We start from the raw sequence: 23,841 nt of genomic DNA, 5'->3' as shown, positions 1-23,841 counted from the left end.
TTATATTCCTATTATTTTTTTAATATTTTCATTTTTTTTGTAATTTGGAAATTTTTCAACAAGTTCTCTTAATGTTTGATCATTGTTATTCTCATTATATTCTATTATTCCAAGCGCATGTAAGGCTTCTGGATTGTTTGGGTTTAATTTTGTGTATTCCTTTAGAAGGTCTTTAGCTCTCGTGTTATTATTAACTTCAATTAGAGTGGTTGCAAGATTATATTTTGCTTCAATATCTGAATTGATTATTGCTTTTTCAAAAATTTCAATTGCTTTTTGATAATTTTTTTGTTTTTTGTAAAGTATTCCAAGATTGTTTAAGGCTAATTTATTGTTTTTGTTTATTATTTTTTCAAGAGTTGAGATTGCTTGAGTCCTATTTCCCGATTTTTCGTATGCTTTTGCTAGGTTTATGTATGCTGAAGTATTTTCAGGGTTTTTTTCAAGTACTAAGTTGTAAAGCGATATAGCATTTCGGTAATTTTCGGTTTTAAAATTTATAGATGCTTTTAAATATAAATATTCACTTTTTTCTGGGTTTAAATTTATGGCCTTGTTTATTATCTCAAGAGATTCTTCAAGTTTGTTGTTCTCAAATTTTGCTATTGATAGGTTATAAATAGCAATTTCGTTAGGTTTTTTTGCATTGTCATTAAAAAAACTTAAATACTCTTCGCTTTTTTTGAAGTTTCCCAAGTTGTTAGATACTATTCCAGCTTTTAATGCATAATTTAGTTTTTTGTCAAGATCATAGGCATTTTTAAAACTTGTGAATGCTTGCTGCATGTCGCCATTTTTTTCTTCCGCTATTCCTTTTTGGTAGTAGGCAGTGTCATAATTTTTATCAATTTGTATTGCTTTCTCGAAAGCTTCTATTGCTTTTTTGTTTTCATTTAGAATTATTAAAGCTATTCCTTTATTGTTGTGTGCTTTTTTATGTTTTGGATTGAGTCTTATTGTTTGATCAAATGACTCTATTGAGGGTTCATATTTTTTAAGCTTGAATCTAATGATTCCAAGTTTGTAGTAATCTTCTTGGGTATTTGTGAGTTTGGCAATTTTTTCATATACATTTTCTGCTTTTAGCAAATCTCCATTGTTTTCATAAGCTTGAGCTAAAGTTTTAGAGGCGTGGGTGTCATTGGGATTGATGGTCAAGAATTCGTTTAGATCCTTGATGGCTTGTTGACGTGTTTTTGGGTTTTCAAGATCAATAGGTTTTATTGAATAAACTTTAGATTTGAGTTCTTCTGATTGCTGTATTTTGTTAGCTTGAGCTAAGGTTTCAGAGGCGTGGGTGTCATTGGGATTGATGGTCAAGAATTCGTTTAGATCTTTAATGGCTTGTTGACGTGTTTTTGGGTTTTCAAGATCAATAGGTTTTATTGAATAAACTTTAGATTTGAGTTCTTCTGATTGCTGTATTTTGTTAGCTTGAGCTAAGGTTTCAGAGGCGTGGGTGTCATTGGGATTGATGGTCAAGAATTCGTTTAGATCTTTAATGGCTTGTTGACGTGTTTTTGGGTTTTCAAGATCAATAGGTTTTATTGAATAAACTTTAGATTTGAGTTCTTCTGATTGCTGTATTTTGTTAGCTTGAGCTAAGGTTTCAGAGGCGTGGGTGTCATTGGGATTGATGGTCAAGAATTCGTTTAGATCTTTAATGGCTTGTTGACGTGTTTTTGGGTTTTCAAGATCAATAGGTTTTATTGAATAAACTTTAGATTTGAGTTCTTCTGATTGCTGTATTTTGTTAGCTTGAGCTAAGGTTTCAGAGGCGTGGGTGTCATTGGGATTGATGGTCAAGAATTCGTTTAGATCCTTGATGGCTTGTTGACGTGTTTTTGGGTTTTCAAGATCAATAGGTTTTATTGAATAAACTTTAGATTTGAGTTCTTCTGATTGCTGTATTTTGTTAGCTTGAGCTAAGGTTTCAGAGGCGTGGGTGTCATTGGGATTGATGGTCAAGAATTCGTTTAGATCTTTAATGGCTTGTTGACGTGTTTTTGGGTTTTTAAGATCAATAGGTTTTATTGAATAAACTTTAGATTTGAGTTCTTCTGATTGCTGTATTTTGTTAGCTTGAGCTAAGGTTTCAGAGGCGTGGGTGTCATTGGGGTTGATGGTCAAGAATTCGTTTAGATCTTTAATGGCTTGTTGACGTGTTTTTGGGTTTTCAAGATCAACAGGTTTTATTGAATAAACTTTAGATTTGAGTTCTTCTGATTGCTGTATTTTGTCTTCTTCATTTAATTGAGAGATGTTTTTTCTGTAAGGATCTTTTGGTATATTAATATTAATTAAATTTGGTTCAATATCTTTTTTTATTAAGGTTAATAGTAAGTTGGAGGCTTCTTTGTTTTTTAAACTTTCAATCAACTCATTTACTTTTTGAAATTTATTACTTAAACCCTTTTTAATTAATTCTTTTAATCTGTTTTTTCCAAGCGTGACTCTACCAGTATTAATATTGTCTAATATTTCATAGAGCTCTTTTTTTATTAAGTAACTATATGGTCTATTAATTTTTCCCATTATTGTTTGACTGGATGGAGAAATATCACTTTCCTTTTTAGAATTTGAAGGAATCTTTTTTAAAGATGTATTATTATCATTGTTTGAATATTTACTGTTTTCTAGGTTTTTTAAAACATGCTCTGAAATTTTTTCTTTGGAAACATTTTTGTTTTGCTTATCAATTTCTATTTTTTGAGGGTTGTTTAAAATATTTTCACTATTTGATTTTTCACTTAAATTTTTTTTTAGTTTTTCTAAATTAAATAAATTTTTTTGATCATTAACAGTTTTATCTTCTTCTTCTTCTTCTTCTTCTTTTGGTTTTGTGTTTGAGTTTATTTTTTCTGGTATTTTGCTTTTTTTAAATTCAGATATGTCTTCATCTTCAATGCCAACGTTATCGTTTCTGTCAGAGTAGTTTTCTGTTATTGCGGTGTCTTTAATATATCTATTATTAAATGCAATATCAAAATTTTCGTTTACATTTGATTTTGCATTGTCTTGACCTTTGATCTTGTCCAAAATTTGATTAGCAGAATCTCTTTGTAAGTCGTTTGATTCAAAAGGACTGCTGTTGGCAATTTCTGCTAGCGTATTTGTAAGCATTTCAATGTCTTCGTTTTGCGGGTATTTATCTTGCAGAAGTTTTGCAACAGAATATGCTTTTTTATAATTTCGATCTATTACGCTATTTTTAACTTCGTTTAGCATTATTTCTCGATTTTTGTCATTCAATTTGCTTTGATATATATAGTAACCAAATCCGCCAAATGATAAGATAAGTAAGAAAATTAAAAGCAATAATACCGAAAAATTTGTACGTTTTTTATTCATCTATGTATAACTCCTCTTGCCAATTAAGTTTTTCTAGCTCAATTAAAGAATTTGTTTCTAAGTTGTCTTTAAAACTATCTTTAAGTATTTGATTTTTATCTTCTTTTGCGTATACAATATGCTCGGTTCGTCCCTTTAAACTTTTGTCAAGTTTTTCAAGATTAATTTTTTCATTTCTTAAATAGCTTATTATAAGCAAAATACTGTCTTTTTTTTCTGTTTTTGATCTAAGGGTAATAAATTGCGAGTAGTCGTGGATAGCCATAGTATATGAGTCCCAAGCCTTTTGGTATTCTTTTTCTTTAGATGTTATTTTGCCTTGTTGAACATAGGCATTAGCTCTGTTTAGCAGGGCGCTGTCATAATTGGGTTTGCTTTTAATGGAATTAGAATAATATTTTATTGCTAGAGGATAGTATCCTTCTCCTCTGTTAAACATTATGTTGCCTAATTCATAATATAGTACGTAATCTATCTCACCTCCTACCGCAATTCCATCAAGCAAAGCACCTTCTGCTTCTGTTAGTTGATTGTTTTCTCTGTATGCTACTGATAAAAAGTAATAGCCGAGTTGTACTTTTGGATATTTTTTAATAGCATCGCTTAGTGTTTCAATTGCTTGAATGTAATTTTTGTTTTTCATTTCTTCTTTGCCGATTCTAATTAGTCTTTGAGAATATGCCAATTTTGAATTAAATATTAAAATTAAAAATAAAATAAAAATTTTATATTTTTTATCTAATAATAAATAAATTTTCATTTTTTTTTCCATTCTACTTAATTTAGATTAAATGTCTCTAGTTTTCATAAGTTCTTTTTTAAAATTTATTTTTTGCTTCAATTTTGTTTTGAAAAAAGAAATAAATTCTAATAAACTATTTTTTTCATTAGATTTTATCTTTTTATTGCTCTTTAATTCTACCAGATTCTCACAATATATTAAATAGCATATTGCAGGTAATAATTTTTTCTCATTTTCATCTTCTAGTTTTTCAATAAGATTAAATCTTATATTCTTGAGAAGAATTTTTAAAATTCTAGATCTTGTTTTTAGTGATTTTATTAAAATATATGACTTTTGGTAATCTAGTTGGTTGGGATTTATTTTTTGCATTTTTATTATTTTTTTAGGTATTGTAATTTTATTTTCGTCAAGGTAAAGCAGTATATCTGATATAAATTTGAAATGTCTATTTTCAATATTGGGATAAAAAGATAGAAAATATATAAATATTTGATTTTGTATTTCAAAGGTTTTAGTTTTAAAAAATTCTTTCATGTGTTGACAAAAAATTGTTTTATCTTTATTCTCGGCATAAATATAGAATGCAATCCATCCATAAGTTTCTATATTCTGAGAATTTTTTTTGACATAGTCCATAATGCTTTGTATGAATGCATTTTTAATGTATTTTTCTTTAAATATGGTTGAGCTTTCGTAAGGGTTAAAATTTGTTTTGTCAAAAGATATAAAAAAATCTTCTGTTTGAAATTTTGCGGTTATAATTTCTTTGATTTTTTCTTTTATGTTGATTAATTTGTGTTTTTCAATGTATTCAAGTGCATCTATGAAGGATTCCCAATTGTTAGATATTTTGTCTTTGAAAAACCAAGTTAAATATTTTTTTGTTATTGTTTTTTCGACTATATATAAATAACACTTTAATGCGTCTTTAAAATCCTTTGGAGTGTATTGTGTAAAATCACTGAAAAAATAATTAAAGTTAATATTTTTATTCGAACCTTTATAAAAAATTTCATTAAGACTTAAAGTTTTTATTGCATGCAAGTAGTTTAAAATTTCATTGTGTTTTAGCGCTAAAATTTCTTCTTCTAAGTATTTATAATGTTTTATTAAAATTTTGATAAAAATGCTTTTACTTAGACATCCAACAGGCCAATATGTAAGTATTAGCATTTTTTTTAGTTTTATTAGTCTGCTTTCTTTATTAATTAAGCTTGATTTAAAAACTTTTTGATTTTCCGATTGATTTTTAAAATTTTTATTTAATATATTTAATATTTTGAATTTATTTTTGTTTCTTACAGCTACTAAAATATCTATTGTGTGCTCTAAGTTGTCAATGTTAATATTGCTAGAAAAATTTAATATAATTTGCTTATAAATGTTTTTTTTTTCTTGGGAATAATAAGGGCTATTTTGTATTTCGATTAGTTTTAAAAAGTTGTTAGATTTCAGTTTATATGTTATTCCTAGTTTTTTGGTGTTAAAGTTGTCTTCTTTGCTTATTTGAGTGAAGTTTTTATTTCTTATGATTTCTAATATCCATTTTTTAATGATTTCATTTTGTGTTTTTTTGTAGTAGTATTCTTCGAGTGAAGTGTTTAATACATTTTTTTCTTTTTCATAATCATTGCTGATTTTTATAAGTTCAATTATTTCGGGTTTTTCTAATTTGTAAAGTTGGGAAGAAATGCTGTATTTTAAAACTTTTTCTTCTATGTATTTGATTATGTATTTTTTTAATGTAGTAAGGGAATTATAAAATTCTGAATCCTTTTTAATCGTTTTCATCTATTCCTTTTTTTATAATTTCCATTAAATTTTTATCTCTTTTTGCAAAATTTATTATTGCCTTTAAATAGCCTTCAAGAGTTCCTATATCGATTCTTTTTCCCTTAATATTTTTATATAATACTTTTTTTTGCTCCATCAGCTTTCTTAAAGCATAAATGTGATAGTATTCACCTTTTTGATGCAGCTTGAATCCTTCTTCTAAATGTTCAAAAAACTCATAGTTGTACAAAAATCTTCCAATAGATGCTTTATTGCTAGGTTCACTTCCAATTTCTGGTTTTTCAACAATGTTTTTTACATGGACTTCGTCTTTGTAGAGATCTATTACTCCGTATGTGTTTATATTTTCTGGATTTTCAATGATAGATATTATGTTCTTTCCAGTTTTTTCATGAAGTTTAATCAATTGCAAGCTTAATGGCGGATTTCCAACGTGAAGATCGTCGGGGTAGGCCACAATTACAGGTTCTCTATTTATCCAGGGTTTTGCATAAAGCAGTGCATTTCCTGTGCCCAACATCTCTTTTTGTCTTATGAAGCTTATATTAATTTTTTTGTTTTTAATCTTTTCTAATTCATTTTTTTTATTTTCTTTTAAAAAAATATTTTCAAGTTCAATTTCTCTATCAAAATAATCCTCAAGAGTTTTTTTTCGTCTTGAGCTTATTAATAAAATGTCTTTTATTCCCGAATCGATAAATTCTTGAATAATGTAATCTATGGCTGGTTTGTTTAAAATTGGCAACATTTCTTTTGGAATTGTTTTCGTTATTGGTAAAAATCTTGTTCCATATCCAGCTGCTAGAATAATGCCTTTCATATTTTTCTCTCTTGAAATAAGATTATAGCAAAAATTTAATTTTATATATTCAATGTTTTTTAAAATTGTTTTAGAATTTTTATTTATGTATGTAAGTTCGGGTAAATATAAAGGTAAAAAAATTTTGTTTCCCAAGGCTGGTGCTGTTCGCCCTGTGATGTCTCTTGTCAGAGAAGCCTTTTTTTCTATTATTTTCAAGGATATTATTAACTCAAAATTTTTGGATGTTTTTGCAGGGACTGGCATAATGTCTGTTGAGGCTCTTAGCAGAGGAGCAAATCTTGCCCATCTTGTTGAATGTAATAAAAAAATCAAAACTACATTAGTAAAAAATTTTAGCTTTGTTGAGGAATTTTATAATTTTTTTTTTCAAAGGGCAGAGGATTTTTTAGGTAAAAAAGATCTTTTTTACGATTTTATTTATCTTGATCCCCCTTTTAATTATAAGAATAAGGTTAATTTACTTGAGATTATTTTAAAAGGCAATATTTCAAATGATAAAGTCAATATTATTATGCATTGTCCTTTTGGTGAAAACTTGGACATAAATACATCAAAATTTTCAGTTTATAATTTGAAAAGGTATGGGGGGTCAAAACTTATTTTTTTGAAACTATTGTAGGATTTGATTTTCTTTCATAGTTGAAGGTAATGAGTTGAATTTCATTTTTATTTAATTCTGGAATATTGTTTTTTATTACAAAATCATCCATATTTTTTAATGGATTTTTTTTGTAGTTTCCATTTGCATCTTTTATTAAAATTTCCTTGTTTTCAGAGTCCATTATTATTTCTTCTATTTTGTAAGTCTGGTTTTTTTTGTTTATTATAGATAGATTTGGCACAATGTTCATTTTATATTCAATAACAGCAGCTTGAAAAAGATTTTCATTGTTATTTTTTTTGTTTACACTTACTATTTGTCCATAATCAAAAGGCGCAAGTATTGTTAAAAAATTTTCTAGCATCTTAATGTCAAATTTTTTGTTTTTTGTTTGCTCGTTTATTTCTTTTCTGCTCCAATAGTATTTTCCACTATTTTCTATTAGGAATTTAATAGCTTCTAAAGGGTTAGCGCTTTCTTTTATTATTATTGGATTTACCAATTCATCGTAAGTATCTATTATGATGAAGATTCTAACAAGTTCGTGAATAAATTTGTTGATTTTTAATTGTGGATATCCAGTAGCATCAAGGTAATCCTTTTGCCCATTGATTATCATTTTTGTAATAGCTGAAATATCTTCTCTTATTCTAAACAAATTCTTAGCAATGTTAATATTTTTTTCCAAATGTTCTATTTTTAATTTGTGTTTTTCTTTTAAATTTTTCTCCTTAAGGCTTATTTTATCCCCTATATTTTCTAATATTGTTGTGTGCATTAATCCTATTGAGTGTAGCAATGATCCAAGTGCAGCTTGTAGTATCATTTCTTCTGCGTAAAAAAATTCTGTAAATTCGTTGTATTCAGTTTTATCAAGAAAAAATTTGATAGTTGAACGAGGTGCATTTTGTAAAGATCTTATTTTGTTCAAATTTGCAATTGTAATTAAAAAATAAATTGTTGTGTCGACTGAATGTAGTAGTATTGAATCGCCTTCTGTTTTTACCCTTCCTTTAAAAAATTCATAATCTCTTCTAGCAGAATATAAATATAATTTTTTTAAAGTTTTTTTATCTTTAATGTTTTCTTTTGTTCTAAGTTTTTGAACATCAAAATAATGATATATTTCTAATAAAATTTTTTGTAGAGATGCTATTTTATGTCTTGGAAGTATTTTAAAGCTTCCTTCCAATATTTCTTTCCAATAAATTTGATTAGGTTCAGCTTCCATTAATGTATTTATTTTCATGAGTGGTTTTTTTCCTTTGGTAAAAAATATTGGATCGTCTTCCTTAAAGGGTTTATATACGTCTTTTAGATTGTCTATTAGCTTTTCTCTCAAATAGTTAAGATCATCATTTAAAATTTCTTCATTTATTTTTTTTATTAGGTTCTCATAAGATTCATCTTCTTCTTTTTTAAGTACAGGAATGTATGGTGTATTACCTTTAGCAAGTATTTTAATAATTTTTTCATTTATTCTTGTGCCGAGCTTTGATAAATTTCCTATTCTTGCAAAAATTACGTCTTGTTCATTTAGATCTTTTATTTGCTTTATTTCTTTAAGTACCACTTTGAGATCCTTTCAATCTTTAAATAAATGTCGCCGAGGAGAATCGAACTCCTGACACAAGGATTTTCAGTCCTATGCTCTACCAACTGAGCTACAGCGACAATTTCAACTTATTTAACATGCTGCCGAGGAGAATCGAACTCCTGACACAAGGATTTTCAGTCCTATGCTCTACCAACTGAGCTACAGCAGCGTTTTTATTCTAATACCTTAATTTTTTCATAAGTATATATGTTTGTCAACTCTTTTTAAATTTTAGATTTTGAACGTAGTGCTAAAAAAATGATTTATAGCCAGCTTTGAATTTTAATAAAATAAGCCAATTTTGAAAATTTAATTAATTTTTAAATGGTTTTATTTGTCTTTTAAATTCAAACAAATAAATTTTTAATTTTTTTTGTGAAGATATTGAAAGAAATCCATATCTGTTGAGAAAATTTTTCTTTTATCCTTTAATACAGCTTTATAGCTTTCTAGTGCCTGCCAAAATTTGTAAAATTCAACATTTTTACCATATGTATTTGAATAAATTTTTGCGGCTTCCCGGTCTCCTTCAGCTTTTATTTTTGCAGCAGTAGCTTTTGCTTCGCTTAATAGGCTAAGTTTTTCTTTTTCTATGCTTCCAAGAATTTCTGTTTTTTCAGCTAATCCTATGCTTCTTTGTTCTTCTGCTATTTGTTGTCTTTCTGAAATCATTCTGTTGTTTACAGATTCAATAAGGCTTGGATCATAAGTAACTTTTCTTATTAGTACATCTACAATTTCAATCCCAATATCTTTGGTATTTTTGTTTGCTATATCTATTATTTCTTTTTCGATTATCTTTCTTCCTTTTGTTATTCTGTAAATACCATCAATTTTTGTTTCTTGCGGAGTGAGTACTCCATTAGACAAGCGCTGAATTGGATCGTTTGAGCTTCTTATAATTTCAAGCAAAGGATATTTTGCGATAACTCCTCTAACAGCAGGTTCAATTGCTGCATCAATTCTAATGTAAGCCCTATTCATCGTTTTTATTGTTGTATAAAATTTATTTATGTCTGCAATTTTCCATCTAGCCGTTGTATCAATCCATATTAATTGCTTTTCTTCTCCTCCTGTTGGGATTCTTTGAGGTTCTCCGTCCCATCTAAGAATAATTTTGGGAAATATTTGTACATTTTCAATTAATGGGATTTTATATTTAAGCCCAGCTAAATTTTCAGTTCTTTGAATTTTTCCAAGTCGAGTAGTTATTGAAATTTCATTTTCTTTTAAAATATAAATTGGTTGAAAAATAGATAAAATAGTCAAGCAAACTATTATTGTAAAGATTGCAATTTTTACAGTAGATAATAAAAGATTTATTATAAATTTCATTTATTTTACCTCTTTAAATGGTAGGAAATTTTTTAAGTTTTTGTCAATTATTTCAATATTATCTTTGTTTTCAAGTATTTCCCTCATAGCTTCATTGTAAAGCCTTTCTTTTGTAATATCGGGATTTTTTAAGTAAGCATCTAGTATAGCATTAAAAATTTCCGTGTCTGCTAATGCATTGTTTATTCTGCTTTCTTTGTATCCTTTGGCTTCTTCAATAACCTTTAACGCCTCACCTTTAATTTTAGGAACTATTTGATTAAATTCTCTTTTTCCTTCGTTTATGTATTTATTTTTGTCTTGAATAGCAATGTTTACATCTTCAAAAGCTTCGTAAACTTTTCCTTTTGGGGGTAGGGCATTTCTAATTTGCACTTGTACTACATCAATTCCTAAATTATAATTATCTATTATTTCATTCATAGAGGATTTTACACCTTCTGTTACTCCTACTCTGTTGTCATTTATTATTTCAAAAATAGTATTATCTCCAATTAATCTATTCATTGATGACTTTGCAATATCTTTAATTGTTGTCTCGGGGTCTTCTACTTTAAACTTAAATGAGTAAGGATCTCTTATTTTGTATTGTACTAACCATTCAATGTTTATGATATTTAAATCTCCAGTGATAATCATACCTTCATCGCTTTCATTATTATTTTCTCTAATATCGTTTGGAGATATTATAAATCCAAATTTAATTTCTTGAACTATTTTTACTGGTACGATAAATTTTTCTTCAATTAATGGAATCTTCATATGTATTCCTGAATCAAGAGTTCTGTTAAGCTTGCCAAGACGAAGTACAATTGCTTCTTCCGATGGTCCAACTATGAATATGTTTGCAATAATTATTATTGATATTAGTATTAAGGTAATAATAATTATTAAATATTCGTAAGTTTTATTAAAAATTTGTTTTATGTCAAACATTTATTTCTCCCAATTTTTTCAATAATTTTTGTTTTGTAAGCGAATTTTATCACTACTTTTTGTATTTGATAAAAGTTATTGTTTCAATTCTATTATTTTGAATTTCCTTAATAAAATATTCCCCATCAGTTGTTTTTACGGTTTCGTCTTTTGTTGGTATTTTGTCAAGTATATCTATTAAGTAGCCCCCAATTGTATTTGTATATTCTTTATGCTTAATAGATATTCCAATTATCTCTTCAATTTCGTCAAAAGTAGTTTCTCCAAGTATTGAGTAAGTATTGTTATTGATTTTTGTAATCAGGGGTTTTTCCTCTTTAATGTCGTATTCGTCAGATATTGCTCCAAAAATTTTTTCTACTATGTCTTCTATTGTAAGTATTCCCGAAAAACCGCCATACTCGTCAATTACGATTGCCATTATTTTTTGCTTTTTTCTCATAATATCTAGTATGTCTTTTATTCTTTTGTTTTGTTGTACAAATACAGCCGGCTTAATAAATTGAGAAACGTTTTTATTTGTATCTTTTTTATTGATTTCTATGAGGTCTTTAGCTATTAGAATCCCAATTATCTGCTCTCTGCTTTGTCCTTTGTATATAGGGACTCTAGAATATCCTTCCTCTTTGATCAGCTTAATTACATCTTTTAACTTTGAGGAGCTTGATAGTGAAAAAACCTCTGTTCTGTGAGTCATGATTTCAGAAGCTCTTACTTGATCTATGTCTAACATTTTTTGCATAAATATTCTAGAGTCGTTTTTTAAAATACCTAAATTTCCCGCTAAAGAGAGCATATTTTTGATGCTCTCTTTAGTCATTTTACAGCTTGTCTTAATTTTAAAGAAATTTAATATTTTTTTTATTATTTTGTTTATTATATATATCAATGGAGTAAATATAAAAATTAATGGTTTTAAAAAAAAAGAAGTAGATAGAGCAATAATTTCATTATTTAGAATTGCAATTTGTTTTGGAAGTATTTCTGCAAAAATTAGAACGATTATTGTTATTAGTCCTGTTGATATTGCAAGTGCGCCGTTTCCGTATTTTTCAAGTACAAATTTTGTTGTAAGCGTACTTGCAATAATATTTGATATATTGTTGCCTATAAGAATGGTGGTGATTAATTTTGAAGGAGATTGAACCAAGTTATACACCGATATTCCCGATTTTCCTTTTTTTCTTATATCTTGTATCTGAATCATGCTTAAGGAAGTGTAAGCTGTTTCAGATGCTGAGAAAATAGCAGATAATATTATAAATAACAGTATCACGATTAATTCTATCATATATGTACTATTTTAATTTATCTTTGATAAAAATGCTTTAAAATCATATCCTTAAGCAATAAAAAATATTTTTGATTCGACTTTAAAAGGCGCTGACCGGAATCGAACCGGCGAATCAAAGTTTTGCAGACTTCTCCCTTAGCCACTTGGGTACAGCGCCTTGTAACAGTGCTTAGTTTATTAAAAAAATAGAAAATTGTAAATATATTTTCTATTGAAGCATAATTTTGAATTTCTTAGCTATTTTTATTAGTTTTATGTAAAATTTTAATGTATGAATAAAAAACTTAATGATGTTTTATTAAAATTGGATCAAAATTTAATAAAACATGTAAAAGGTTCTCTTGATTTAGAAATAACCGGAGTTACTTACAGCTCTAAATTAGTTTTGTCCGGCTTTGTATTTTTTGCTCTTCCGGGAATTCGTTTTGATGGACATAACTTTGTTGAAATCGCAATTCAAAAGGGTAGTAATGTTATTGTATATTCACGGGATTTGAATTTTTACGATTCCAATGTTACTTATATTAAGGTAGATGACCTTAATATAAGAAAATTTATGTCTAATTTTTCAAATATTTTTTATGATGAGCCTTCAAAAAAATTAAAAGTTATTGGGGTCACTGGTACTGACGGCAAAAGTTCTGTTTGTTATTATATATACCTGTTGTTAAAAAATAAAGGTGTTAAAGTGGGTTTTATATCGACGGTATTTTTTGATGACGGAAGTGGTAATTTGATTAAAAATCCTTACAGACAATCAACTCCTGAATCCACAGAAATACATTCATTTTTAAGCGATATGGTTAAAAATGAGGTTCAATATGCAATTCTTGAATCTACTTCCCATGGGCTTGACCTTGAAACAGCAAGACTTATTGATATTACTTATTTTGCGGTTGTTTTTACTAATATTGGACATGAGCATCTTGAATTTCATGGTACAATTCAAAATTACATGAATGTAAAGTTAAGTCTTTTTAAATCTGTTAGTGATGATGCTGGTTTTGGTGTTATTAATTTTGATGATTTTTATTCTTCTGACTTTAAGAATGCTATTAAAAAATCTTTTACCTATAGCTTAAAAAGCAATCAAGCAGATTTTTTTGTCAGTTTTATTGACGAGAAAGCAGATTCTACTAGATTTGAATTTTATCACAAAGGGGTTAAATATTTTGCCAATATTAACCTGCTAGGGAGTTTCAATGTTGAAAATGTAATGGCTGCTCTTATTTTAGTTTCTCAAATTTTAAATAGCGACATTCAAGATATTGTTGACAAGCTTATTTGCATTAAAGGTCTTGATGGACGTATGAATAGTATTAATTTAGGGCAAAATTTTTCTGTAATAATTGATTATGCTCATACCCCTGGTGCTTTTTCTAAACTTTTTCCTATTTTTAAAAGATTTGCTACAAATAGACTGATTTCTGTTTTTGGCTCTGCAGGAGAAAGAGATATTGCAAAACGATTTTTGCAAGGACAAATTTCAGATATTTATTCTGATTTAATAGTGCTTTGTGATGAAGATCCAAGAGGTGAGAATAGTATGTGTATAATTAAAGATATTGCAAAAGGAATTGTGAATAAAGTTATAAATCAGAATTTATTTTTTATTCCTGATAGAAGGCAGGCTATTGAAAAAGCAATAGGTCTTGCAAGGGCTGGGGATTTGGTTGTAGCCTTAGGCAAAGGTCATGAAAGTTCAATAATTTATGAAAATAGAGAAGTTTTTTGGAATGAGCAAGAAGTAGTTAAAGATGCTATTTTAAGTTTAGAAAAATCAAAAAAGGAGAAGTGATGTGCAAAAAAAATCTTATGTTAATATTTGGTGGTGTTTCTTTTGAGCATGAAATTTCTTGCAAATCTGCTTATAGCATTTATTTAGCCCTTTTGGATTTAAATAAATACAATATTTATCCTGTTTATATTGATAAGTGTACAGGTATTTGGTATTTATTGGATTCTGTTTCTGACCCTTCAAATCCCATTGACATAGGTGTTTTACCTACTGTTAGTTTATTACCCGGTCTTGGAATTTTTTCAAATAACAAAAATCTTGAGATAGATGTTGTTTTTCCTGTTATTCATGGAAGAACCGGTGAGGATGGTGCTGTTCAAGGGGTTTTAAAGATTATGGATATTCCTTGTGTTGGTGCTGGTATTATAGGAAGTGCTATTTCTAGCAATAAGTATTTTTGCAAACTTTTACTTAAAAGCTTTAATATTCCTTTAGTACCTTTTATTGGGTTTAGACAATATGATTATTTTTTAGATAAAGAGGAAGTAAAAAGAAAGGTAAGGGAGGTCCTAGGCTATCCTGTTATTGTTAAGCCTGCAGTATTAGGTTCTTCGATTGGAATAAATGTAGCTTACAGCGAAAATCAGATTGAATCTTTTATTAAGGAAGCTTTAAGGTATGACCTTACTATTATAATAGAAAAATTTATTGAAGCTAGAGAGATTGAATGTTCTGTTATTGGAAATGAAAAGATGAAAATCTTTTCTCCTGGAGAAGTTATTGTGCAGGATTTTATATTTTATGATTATGATGCTAAATATTCTGTTATTCCTGGAAATTCTATTATCTTTAATATCCCTGCACATCTTGAGACAAATCAGTTGTTAAGCATTAAGGAATATGCCTTTCTTGTTTATAAAAATTTAGAACTCAGAGGTATGGCAAGAATTGATTTTTTTGTTGAAAAAAAATCAGGAACAATTTATTTTAATGAAATAAATACCATTCCGGGATTTACCGATATATCTATGTTCGCTAAAATGTGTAGCCATGATGGTCTTCAGTTTAAAGACTTGGTGGATAATTTAATTGATTATGCTTTTAAAAGTTATATTAATAGAAAAAAAATGATTAATTTTGAAGATTAATTTAATTTAATTTAATTTAATTTAAAATTTTTTAGATTTTCAATCTCTTTATCATTTTTTAGTTTAAAGTAATCAAGATTTTTATATTTTTCTGCTTTAGGCAATATTCCTGAATATTTTATCTTGTAAGAGTAATTTATCTTTATATTTTTTTCTTCTTTATTATTGTTTTTATTGTAAATTTTAACTTGATTTTTTTTAATATGAAGATTTGCAAATGCTTCATATGCTATGTCATCTTGAGATTTAAGAGTAAATGCAATTGTTGTTTTTTTAGAGTTAATGTTTTTAAGTGAAAAGATAATCTTATTAGCCAATATTTTATAAGGAGTGTTGCTTTGGTAAATTATTAGTTTAGATGCGTTTTTAAAATGTAGTTCTATTTGATTTGCAATTTTTTGAGTAACCAAATCGATGTTATAAACAGCTCTTTCTGCTATATCTATTTTTTTAAAATCAATATTCATTAGCTCATCATCGGCTTTAATGTTGGTTTTTAATGTTTTTTTGTTTGCCTGTAAAGTTAGGTTAAAGTCATTTGAAATTATTTGGATAGGATTTTTATTGCCTTTTGGGTATTCAATTTTTATTGTATTTATTTTTTCTGGAAAGCTGACTGTTTGTTCTATTTGTATTACATGTCCTTTTTTATCGATATTGCTAGATATTATAATTGTGGTTATTAAAAAAAAAGTTACAAGACCAAGTTTTTCAGCTTTTTTTAAATTTTGTTTAATTTTTGAAAGTTTAGATTTTAAATGTTCTGAGATATTCATAAATATGGTAGAAAAAAGGCAAATTGAGATTAGATAGCTTAGCGTAAGTGTATTTGTGATTGATGTAGTATTTTGTATTAATGTTATTAATACAAAATTGATTGTCCAAATAATTGTTACTATTATTTTTTGGACAATAGTAATTTTATTTGGTTTTATTAATAGTAGGATGCTTTTTATGATAACTATTAAGATAAATTCTATTTTAATAAACATTAATATTATTAGTTCAATAATAGAGATTGATATTGCAAGGTATTTAAGTTGTCTGTAATTTAAATATATTGTGAAATTGTATGTAAAAAGAGACAAAAGATTATGTATGAGTAAAGTTGCAAAAAAAGTTATTAAATACTTGGAGTTTATTATAGTGTAAACTGTCGTGTTTTCATAGTTTACAAATAGCTTATTTGTAATTAATAAGGATAAATATGTGCTTAAAAATAAAGTAAAAAATAGTCTTATCAATTTATAGTAATCATTTTTTACTTTCTTCATGACCAATCCGGCTTCTTTGAATTTTCTAATAAATACAATTATAATTAAGTTGTAACAAATATAAATTAATGTTATTAAGGTAATTTCATTAATTATTATTTTTTCAAAAGGCGTATCAATTATAATGTAGTGTATTTCATCAGTATTTTTGCTTTTGTACTGATTAGTCAATGTTTCTTCAATTGATTTGTAAATTTCGTAAATAGTATTTTTATTTTGAGTTAATATAGGATTTAAATTGTTATTTATTATTAAAAAGGGTATAGATTCGTCCCAATATATATTGTATAAATTGTTTATTTTTTTTTCAGTTATTTTTGCTGTATTAAAATCAAGTTTATTCTTTTCAAAGCTTTTAATAGTAGCTTTTAAAAATCCCAAATTTGTTTTTGAATTTGTTATGAAAGATTCATTTTCTAAGTAAATTTTATTTTTTATTCTATTTTCGTTTAGCATTAAGTAAATCGTATTTGTATTTTTTCCCAAATAATTATTGCTAAGTAAAATTCTGCTGCTAATTATTGTATTTTCTTCTAAAGAATCATCCTCAACAAAAAAAAAATTTAAGTTGTTTTCAGAGTTAATATTTCTAAGTTTATTCAAAAGCTCAATAGCAATTCCAATTGCTAAATTATTTTTTAAATTATTTAGTATTTTAATTGGAATAATTATATTATAAATGTCTGCTCTTTTACCTTTGATTTTGGAATGTATTATCTTTTGAGAATACCCAATAAATCCAATTTCTTGTAAAGAATATTCCGTATATTTAATTTCATTTGTATTAAAATATTTTTTTATATAATTAAAAGTGTTTATTATTTTTTCCTGGTTTTTGCTTAGTTGATGAATTTTTTCAATATGCTCTTTTATGTTCTTTTCAGTTTCTATGTTTGCAATTTTATTGTTTAAATTCGATATATTTTTTTCCATTTTATTTGATTCAATAGGGGTGATTTTTGAGTGAATTAATAAGAATGATAATGATAATAATATCTTAATTGTCATAATTTTTAATATCTTCTTCTACTTGCATTATTTGTAAGATATTTGGGTTTTCTTTTAAGGCAGAAATTATTTTTGTTATATTTTTAGCATTTGATGAGACTATTATGTTTGTTATTCCATGACCATTTCCACAGTCTTCTATTTTTTCGCTAATAAGCCTTACGTCATTGATTGTAAAAATGTTCTCAAGATAGCCAAATATTCCTTTCAATTCTTTTAAAAGCAAAATAATATGATGCACTTTTCTAGTTGGTGTTGCTTCCCATTCAACTTCAATTAATTGATTTTTTTTATAGTATTTGAGCTTTTGACAATTTTCATTGTGTACTATTATCTCATCTTTGTGTATTATTCCAACAATATCTTCACCTGTTGTGGGATTGCATTCAGAGTCTATTGCAATTCTTTTTATTTTGTTTTTAGTATAAGCTTTAAATAGGCTAAAAAGCTTTCTTTGTTCTTTGTTTGCCCCAACAAGATACGCAATAATATTGTTATCTACAAAAATTGTGTTGTCATTTTTGTTAAGCCATGATCTAATTTTTGATCGGGCTTTTTTTGTTCTTACACTGTTTAGCCATATCACATCTGGTTTTGAGTCTTTTGATGTGAATATTTCAACAATTTGTTCGTTTTTAAGTGGCTTTGTGATTGAACTTATTTTTCCATTTATTTTTGCATAAAGAGCTTGGTCTCCAATATCTGTGTGTATTATGTATGCAAAATCAATTGAATTTGATCCAAAAGGAAGTTCTACTACTTCTCCTTCTGGGGTGTAAACATATATAAATGTATTTAACAACTCTTTGTGTATATCATTCATTGAATATTGACTTTTGTTAGCCGATTCTTGTTGCCATTTTTTTATTCGGTTTATAAATGAAAGATCATCAGCTTTAAGCTCAATTTGTTCTTTGTATATCCAGTGGGCCGCAACCCCATAATTGGCAATTCTGTCCATTTCTTCTGTTCGAATTTGTATTTCAATAAGCTGGTTATCTTCAGGTATTCTTACGGTAGTGTGTAGTGATTGATATTTATTTTCTTTTGGACTTGCAATATAGTCTTTAAGTCTTCCTGGGATTGGTTTCCATACCCTGTGAACAATTTCTAATATTTCATAACATTCTTTTTGTTTTTTGCAAATTATTCTGATTCCCAGGGTATCAAAAATTTGAGTAAGCCTGTTTGTCCTTGTTTGCATTTTTCTAAATATTGAATAAAAGTGTTTTGATCTTACTGTAATTTCTGCCCCAATTCCGCTTTTTTGGAGTTCTTTTTCTATTGATAATTTACCTTTGTATAATTTTTTCTCTCTTTCTATTTTTGTTTCAGATAAAAAATTTTTTATCTCTTTATAATCTTTAGGATAAAGATGCTTAAATGAAAGATCTTCAAGATATGTTTTAAGAGATGAGATTCCAAGGCGTTCTGCTATTGGAACATAAGTTGAAAGGCAATCTTTTGCAATCCTGTCTTGTCTGTTTTTAGGCAAATAAGAGAGAGTCGTCATATTGTGAAGTTTGTCTGCCAGTTTTATTATTATTATTCTAATGTCATGCGTCATTGCAAAAAACATTTTTGAAATAGTATTAGCTTCTTTTATGCTTCTTGTTTTATTGTGTAAATCATGAATTTTAGTTACACCGTCGATTAAGCTTAAAATTTCCTCGTCAAATTCTTTTACTATTTCTTCTTTTTCAATATTTGTATCTTCAAGCACGTCATGAAGTAGTCCGGCGATAGTTGCTTTGAAATCCAGTTGAAATTTAGCAAGAAATAATGAAACCATTATTGGATGAATAATGTAAGGTTCCCCACTTTCTCTGTATTGGCCATAGTGAAGTTGTTCTGCTATTTCTAGAGCTTTGAATATGTTTTTTCGTTCAAATTCATCTTTGTAAGTATTCTCAACAGTTTTTTTGAAAATACTTCTAGCTTTTTCAAGATCATTTATTTTTATTAAGTGTGCAATCTCATATGCTTGTATCATGCTCTTTGTCCTAATACCAGCGCTCTTGCTCTCTTTTCAAGATCATAAATGGTTTTTAAATGTGAAAATCCTTTTTTAATTGCAAAATCTTTCAGATTTTTTATTTGCCAAGGAGCTGATTCTATTATTATTAGTCCATTTGGGGCAAGCTTTTCTTTTGCTTGGCTTAATATTTTTCTAGAAATATTAAGCCCGTCTTTTCCAAATCCAAAAAGAGCTTTTGCGGGTTCTTTTTTTATTTTATTTGTTATTTCTAATTCTTTTTTGTTTAAATAAGGAGGATTTGTAATAATTATATCAATCCTTTCCTTTATACAGTTTAGCAAATTAGAGTGAATTATTTCTGCAAATTTTTCAAGTTTTAGCTTTTTTGTATTTTTTGCAGCTATTTGTAAAGCTTTTATTGAAATGTCCGAGAGTATTACTTTTTTTTTCATGTAATAGGCAATAGAAAGTCCTATGCATCCACTGCCGCAGCATAAGTCTAGTATTTTTGTAAAGTCATTTTGTTGAATTTGAATTAAGGCTTCTTCTACTAAACATTCTGTATCAAATCTTGGAATTAAGACGTGCTTGTTTAGGTTAAATTCAATACCCATAAATTCTTTTTTTTGTAATATGTAGTGAATAGGTGTTCCTTTTTCTATTTTATCTATTTGATCAAAAAAAAGTTTTTTTTCCCTTTTTGTTAAGCTTTTTTTTCTATTTGCAATTATTAATTCTTTTTTGATTTTTAAAATTAGTTCAAGTATTAGTAGCGCTTCTATTGTATTTAAATTTTTACTTTTAGCATAATTTATGACTTCGTTAACATTCATCGCTATATGCTGTTGTTTTTTAATGTTTGTTCTTGAAGCTCTATTGTCAAGGGATCAAGAAGTGGATCAAGTTCTCCTTGCATAAATTCTTCTAATTTGTAAAGAGTGATGTTTGCCCTATGATCTGTTATTCTATTTTGAGGAAAATTATAGGTTCTAATTCTTTCAGATCTGTCTCCTGAGCCGACTTGTTGTTTTCTGTTATTTGATCTTTGCTCTTGTTTTTTGGAATCTTCAAATTCATAAAGTCTTGCTCTTAATATTTTCATTGCTTGATCTTTGTTTTTATGCTGACTTCTTTCGTTTTGGCATTGTACAACAATTCCTGTTGGTAAATGTGTTATTCTAACCGCAGAATCGGTTGTATTAACATGTTGTCCACCAGCCCCAGATGACCTGTAAACATCAATTCTTAAGTCTTTTTCATTAATATCGATTTCTGTTTCTTCAATATTAGGTAGAACTGCTACAGTGGCAGCCGAGGTTTGAAGTCTTCCGTTAGACTCTGTTATAGGGATTCTTTGTACCCTGTGAACGCCGCTTTCATATTTTAATTTTTTAAATACATCTTTTCCTTTAATTTCAAAGATTATTTCTTTAAATCCCCCAAGTTCTGTTTCATTGAAGTTTATGATTTCTGTTTTCCATTTTTTTCTCTCTGAATATTTTATATACATGCTATAAAGATTGTTTGCAAAAAGAGCAGCTTCTTCTCCTCCCGTTCCAGCCCTAATTTCAATTATTATATTTTTACTATCATTTTCATCTTGAGGTAAAAGTAGTATTTTTATTTGATGTTCAAGATCTTCTTTTTTTTTGTTTAGATCAATTAGCTCTTGTTTTATTAGTTCTTTCATTTCTTGTTGCTCTTCTTTTTCCAAGATGCTTTTGTTATCATTGATTTGGCTCAGTATTTTTTCATATTCAAATTTTTTAGTATTTATTTTTTCCAGATATGTATATTCTTTTATTATTTTAGAATATTTTTTTTGATTTTTAATTAGATTTATATCTTGCAATTTTTCTTCTATCGACTTAATCTTACTTGTTGCTGAATTTAATTTTTCTAAAAACATTATGTTTTCTCCTGAAAGATAGTAATAGTTTATATTAATTTTAGATTTTTTTGTTAGACTTTTTAGTAAGTTTTGTGTTACTATGCTTGCTTTTATGTTTTATTTCAATTCTCTTTTTTAGAAACTCTTTTTTAGAAACTGATTTTATGGAATAAATAGAATAAGCTTGATCAAAAAAATCAATTATATTTTTTTATGTTTTTTTATATAATGAATGTTATTAAGTTGGATATTAAAGTTAGATTGTTTTGTTGTATTTGTATATAAATTGAGCTTTGCGTATTATTATTATTTGTGGTGTTGTTCAAGGTAGTTAAAGTTATATCTTTGATAAACCGATTTAAAAGGGGTATTTATGTTAAATGAAAAAATTTTGGATGCTTTAGGGGATCTCTCAAATATTTCTGATGATCAACTTCTTGATGTCACTGAGAAATCAAAAAGAGGGTATCAGTTGATTAAAGAAGAAAGACTTTCTGAGGCAGAAAGTTTGTTTTCTGATATCCTTGAAAAGGATAATGAGAATAATTATGCTCTTGTTGGACTTGGAGACATTGAAAGGAAGAAGAGTAATTACGATAAAGCAATAGTTTATTATCAAAGATGTCTTGTAAAACATTCAAACAATAATTATGCTCTTTTTGGACTTGGAGACTGTTACAGAAATTTGGATAATTATAAAAAAGCTACAGACATATGGGAAGAGTATTTGAAATATGATCCTGAAAATATAACGGTTTTAACAAGAGTTGCTTCATCTTACAGAAAGCTAAAAAATTTTCAAAAATCTAAGCAAACATATCTTAAGGTAATGGAATTAATGCCTGAGAATGATTACGCGCTTGTAGGAATTGGTCATTTGTATTACGACTTTAAAGAATATAAAGAGGCTTTAAAGTATTGGCTTAAAATGTATGAATTAAATCAATCTAAGATTGATGTTAGGGTGTTAACTTCAATTGGTAATTGTTATCGTAAGCTAAGGGAATTTACTAGAGGAATTTATTTTTTTAAAAAAGCTTTAGAAATTTCACCTAGCAATTTTTATGCTGTTTTTGGACTTGCTGATTGTTATAGGGGAAATAAGGAATATAAAGAAGCTTTAAAATATTGGCTTGATATTATCGAAAAAGATCCAAAAAATAATTTGGTTCTTACAAGGGTAGGAGATGCTTATCGTTATTTGAATGATTATGAAAATTCTCAAATTTATTATAAAAAGGCCCTAGATGTTGATTTTGATATGTTTGCTATACTTGGACTTGCTCTTCTTCAAAAGGAACAAGGCAAATATGAAGAAGCATTAGTAGCTATTAAAAGTTTAATTAAAAACAATCCCAAAAATTCAGCATTATATGTCAGTGCTGCTGAATGCTATGAGGCATTGGGACAGATTGGAAACGCTGTTGATATTTTATCAAGCTTTTTACATCTTGGTATGAAAAATATTGTTGTTATTGACTACCTTACAGCTCTTAGGAAAAAAATGGAATGATGAACTTCTTACTTGAAACGGAAAAATCTATCTTTTTTGATAAGTTAATAGATACCCATGTTCATTTTTATGAATTAAAGAAGAGATCTTTGGATGTCAATTATATTATTAGCGAATGTTTTAAAAATGGATTTTCTTATTTTCTTGACATTGGCTTGCATCCTAGCGATTTTAATAGTAGAAAAAATCTTTTAAGTCCATATTCTAATGTGTTTTTAACAGCAGGTATTCATCCTTTAAATTTAGATGATAATTTTAAAGATGATGTTAAACAGCTTGAAAAAATTTTGATTAGTGAAAATGTTGTTGCTGTTGGTGAGATAGGCCTTGATTATTTTAAGGCAAATAATAAGAAATTTCAAATTAAAGTTTTTGAAGAGCAATTGTATTTGGCTAGTAGATATAAAAAGCCAGTTATTTTACATATAAGAGATGCCTATGATGATGTCTATAGTATTGTAAAGTCTTTAAATTTTTTAAATAGGGGCATATTGCATTGTTATTCAGGAACTTACGAGTATGCTAAAAAATTTATTGATTTAGGATTTAAAGTTTCTTTTTCGGGTAATATAACTTTTAAAAATGCAGAACCTTTAAGAACTGTTGTTAGCAAATTAAATACCAACGATCTTTTAATAGAAACGGACAGTCCTTTTTTAGCTCCAGTGCCGTTAAGAGGTAAAATAAATTCGCCTTTGTTTTTAGGATATGTATGTCTAGAGATTGCAAGGATTAAAAATTGCTCTGTTAATGATGTTGCTATTGCTGTATACAATAGCTTTAAAGATCTTTTATTGTTGCATTAATTGCTTATT

At 27.4% G+C, this 23,841-nt stretch carries 16 protein-coding genes, 3 tRNA genes and 1 pseudogene; 5 read left to right on the top strand and 15 right to left on the bottom strand.

The window, feature by feature from the left end; translation table 11 throughout:
• The 4 genes from QIA21_RS01650 to QIA21_RS01635 are packed head-to-tail and all read right to left on the bottom strand — an operon-like array spanning nucleotide 1 to nucleotide 6,710.
• The gene (locus QIA21_RS01650) at nucleotides 1-3,351 is read right to left on the bottom strand and encodes a tetratricopeptide repeat protein (protein ID WP_301392895.1); all 3,351 of its coding nucleotides are present in this window, start codon (nucleotides 3,349-3,351) and stop codon (nucleotides 1-3) included.
• Entirely contained in the window at nucleotides 3,344-4,111 is a 768-nt protein-coding gene (locus tag QIA21_RS01645) for a tetratricopeptide repeat protein (protein WP_301392894.1), read from the bottom strand. Before QIA21_RS01645 ends, QIA21_RS01650 begins: the two co-directional genes overlap by 8 nt.
• Before the next feature lie 27 nt (nucleotides 4,112-4,138).
• Nucleotides 4,139-5,887: a BB_0208 family protein gene (locus QIA21_RS01640; RefSeq protein WP_301392893.1), complete on the bottom strand. Its 1,749-nt coding sequence runs from the start codon at nucleotides 5,885-5,887 to the stop codon at nucleotides 4,139-4,141.
• A complete protein-coding gene (locus tag QIA21_RS01635) occupies nucleotides 5,874-6,710 on the bottom strand; it encodes a UTP--glucose-1-phosphate uridylyltransferase (RefSeq protein WP_301392892.1) in 837 nt (278 codons plus the stop codon). The genes QIA21_RS01640 and QIA21_RS01635 overlap by 14 nt, the downstream gene beginning before the upstream one ends.
• Before the next feature lie 52 nt (nucleotides 6,711-6,762).
• Here QIA21_RS01635 and rsmD point away from each other — a divergent pair, with 52 nt between their 5' ends.
• Entirely contained in the window at nucleotides 6,763-7,332 is a 570-nt protein-coding gene (gene rsmD / locus QIA21_RS01630; RefSeq protein WP_301392891.1) for a 16S rRNA (guanine(966)-N(2))-methyltransferase RsmD, read from the top strand.
• Here the strand turns inward: rsmD and QIA21_RS01625 are convergent.
• The 7 genes from QIA21_RS01625 to QIA21_RS01595 form a co-directional block, all read right to left on the bottom strand.
• Entirely contained in the window at nucleotides 7,310-8,887 is a 1,578-nt protein-coding gene (locus QIA21_RS01625; RefSeq protein WP_301392890.1) for an HD-GYP domain-containing protein, read from the bottom strand. The two genes, rsmD and QIA21_RS01625, sit on opposite strands and share 23 nt — an antisense overlap.
• A 28-nt stretch (nucleotides 8,888-8,915) precedes the next feature.
• Nucleotides 8,916-8,988, bottom strand: a tRNA-Phe gene (locus QIA21_RS01620).
• Between the two features lie 19 nt (nucleotides 8,989-9,007).
• Nucleotides 9,008-9,080 (bottom strand) — tRNA-Phe (locus tag QIA21_RS01615).
• Nucleotides 9,081-9,274: 194 nt separating this feature from the next.
• A complete protein-coding gene (gene hflC / locus QIA21_RS01610) occupies nucleotides 9,275-10,246 on the bottom strand; it encodes a protease modulator HflC (protein ID WP_091972798.1) in 972 nt (323 codons plus the stop codon).
• A complete protein-coding gene (gene hflK / locus QIA21_RS01605) occupies nucleotides 10,247-11,182 on the bottom strand; it encodes an FtsH protease activity modulator HflK (protein ID WP_091972800.1) in 936 nt (311 codons plus the stop codon). It abuts the gene before it with no gap.
• A 52-nt stretch (nucleotides 11,183-11,234) separates the two neighbouring features.
• Entirely contained in the window at nucleotides 11,235-12,473 is a 1,239-nt protein-coding gene (locus QIA21_RS01600; protein ID WP_301392889.1) for a hemolysin family protein, read from the bottom strand.
• Between the two features lie 87 nt (nucleotides 12,474-12,560).
• Nucleotides 12,561-12,633, bottom strand: a tRNA-Cys gene (locus QIA21_RS01595).
• Between the two features lie 114 nt (nucleotides 12,634-12,747).
• On the opposite strand from QIA21_RS01595, the gene QIA21_RS01590 reads away from it, so the two are divergent.
• A complete protein-coding gene (locus tag QIA21_RS01590; RefSeq protein ID WP_301392888.1) occupies nucleotides 12,748-14,274 on the top strand; it encodes a UDP-N-acetylmuramoyl-L-alanyl-D-glutamate--2,6-diaminopimelate ligase in 1,527 nt (508 codons plus the stop codon).
• Entirely contained in the window at nucleotides 14,274-15,362 is a 1,089-nt protein-coding gene (locus tag QIA21_RS01585; protein WP_301392887.1) for a D-alanine--D-alanine ligase, read from the top strand. Before QIA21_RS01590 ends, QIA21_RS01585 begins: the two co-directional genes overlap by 1 nt.
• An 11-nt stretch (nucleotides 15,363-15,373) precedes the next feature.
• Here the strand turns inward: QIA21_RS01585 and QIA21_RS01580 are convergent, their stop codons facing one another.
• The 4 genes and pseudogenes from QIA21_RS01580 to prfA all read right to left on the bottom strand — a co-directional run bounded on the left by QIA21_RS01580 (nucleotide 15,374) and on the right by prfA (nucleotide 21,531).
• The gene (locus QIA21_RS01580) at nucleotides 15,374-17,644 is read right to left on the bottom strand and encodes a hypothetical protein (RefSeq protein ID WP_301392886.1); all 2,271 of its coding nucleotides are present in this window, start codon (nucleotides 17,642-17,644) and stop codon (nucleotides 15,374-15,376) included.
• Nucleotides 17,634-19,637, bottom strand: a complete 2,004-nt coding sequence (gene spoT / locus QIA21_RS01575; protein WP_301392885.1) for a guanosine-3',5'-bis(diphosphate) 3'-pyrophosphohydrolase — start codon at nucleotides 19,635-19,637, stop codon at nucleotides 17,634-17,636. The genes QIA21_RS01580 and spoT overlap by 11 nt, the downstream gene beginning before the upstream one ends.
• Nucleotides 19,621-20,455, bottom strand: a pseudogene (prmC, locus tag QIA21_RS01570) (peptide chain release factor N(5)-glutamine methyltransferase). Before prmC ends, spoT begins: the two are co-directional and overlap by 17 nt.
• 2 nt (nucleotides 20,456-20,457) lie before the next feature.
• Nucleotides 20,458-21,531, bottom strand: coding sequence for a peptide chain release factor 1 (prfA, locus tag QIA21_RS01565; RefSeq protein ID WP_091972817.1), 1,074 nt, complete (start codon nucleotides 21,529-21,531; stop codon nucleotides 20,458-20,460).
• A 355-nt stretch (nucleotides 21,532-21,886) separates the two neighbouring features.
• On the opposite strand from prfA, the gene QIA21_RS01560 reads away from it, so the two are divergent.
• The gene (locus tag QIA21_RS01560; protein WP_301392883.1) at nucleotides 21,887-23,026 is read left to right on the top strand and encodes a tetratricopeptide repeat protein; all 1,140 of its coding nucleotides are present in this window, start codon (nucleotides 21,887-21,889) and stop codon (nucleotides 23,024-23,026) included.
• The gene (locus QIA21_RS01555) at nucleotides 23,023-23,832 is read left to right on the top strand and encodes a TatD family hydrolase (RefSeq protein WP_301392882.1); all 810 of its coding nucleotides are present in this window, start codon (nucleotides 23,023-23,025) and stop codon (nucleotides 23,830-23,832) included. The genes QIA21_RS01560 and QIA21_RS01555 overlap by 4 nt, the downstream gene beginning before the upstream one ends.
• The last annotated feature ends 9 nt before the right edge of the window (nucleotides 23,833-23,841 follow it).

The sequence above is a fragment of the Borreliella japonica genome (assembly GCF_030438115.2).
GTDB lineage: Bacteria > Spirochaetota > Spirochaetia > Borreliales > Borreliaceae > Borreliella > Borreliella japonica.
The sequence above is the reverse complement of the archived record's forward strand: the minus strand, read 5'-3'. Positions and strand labels throughout refer to the sequence as shown.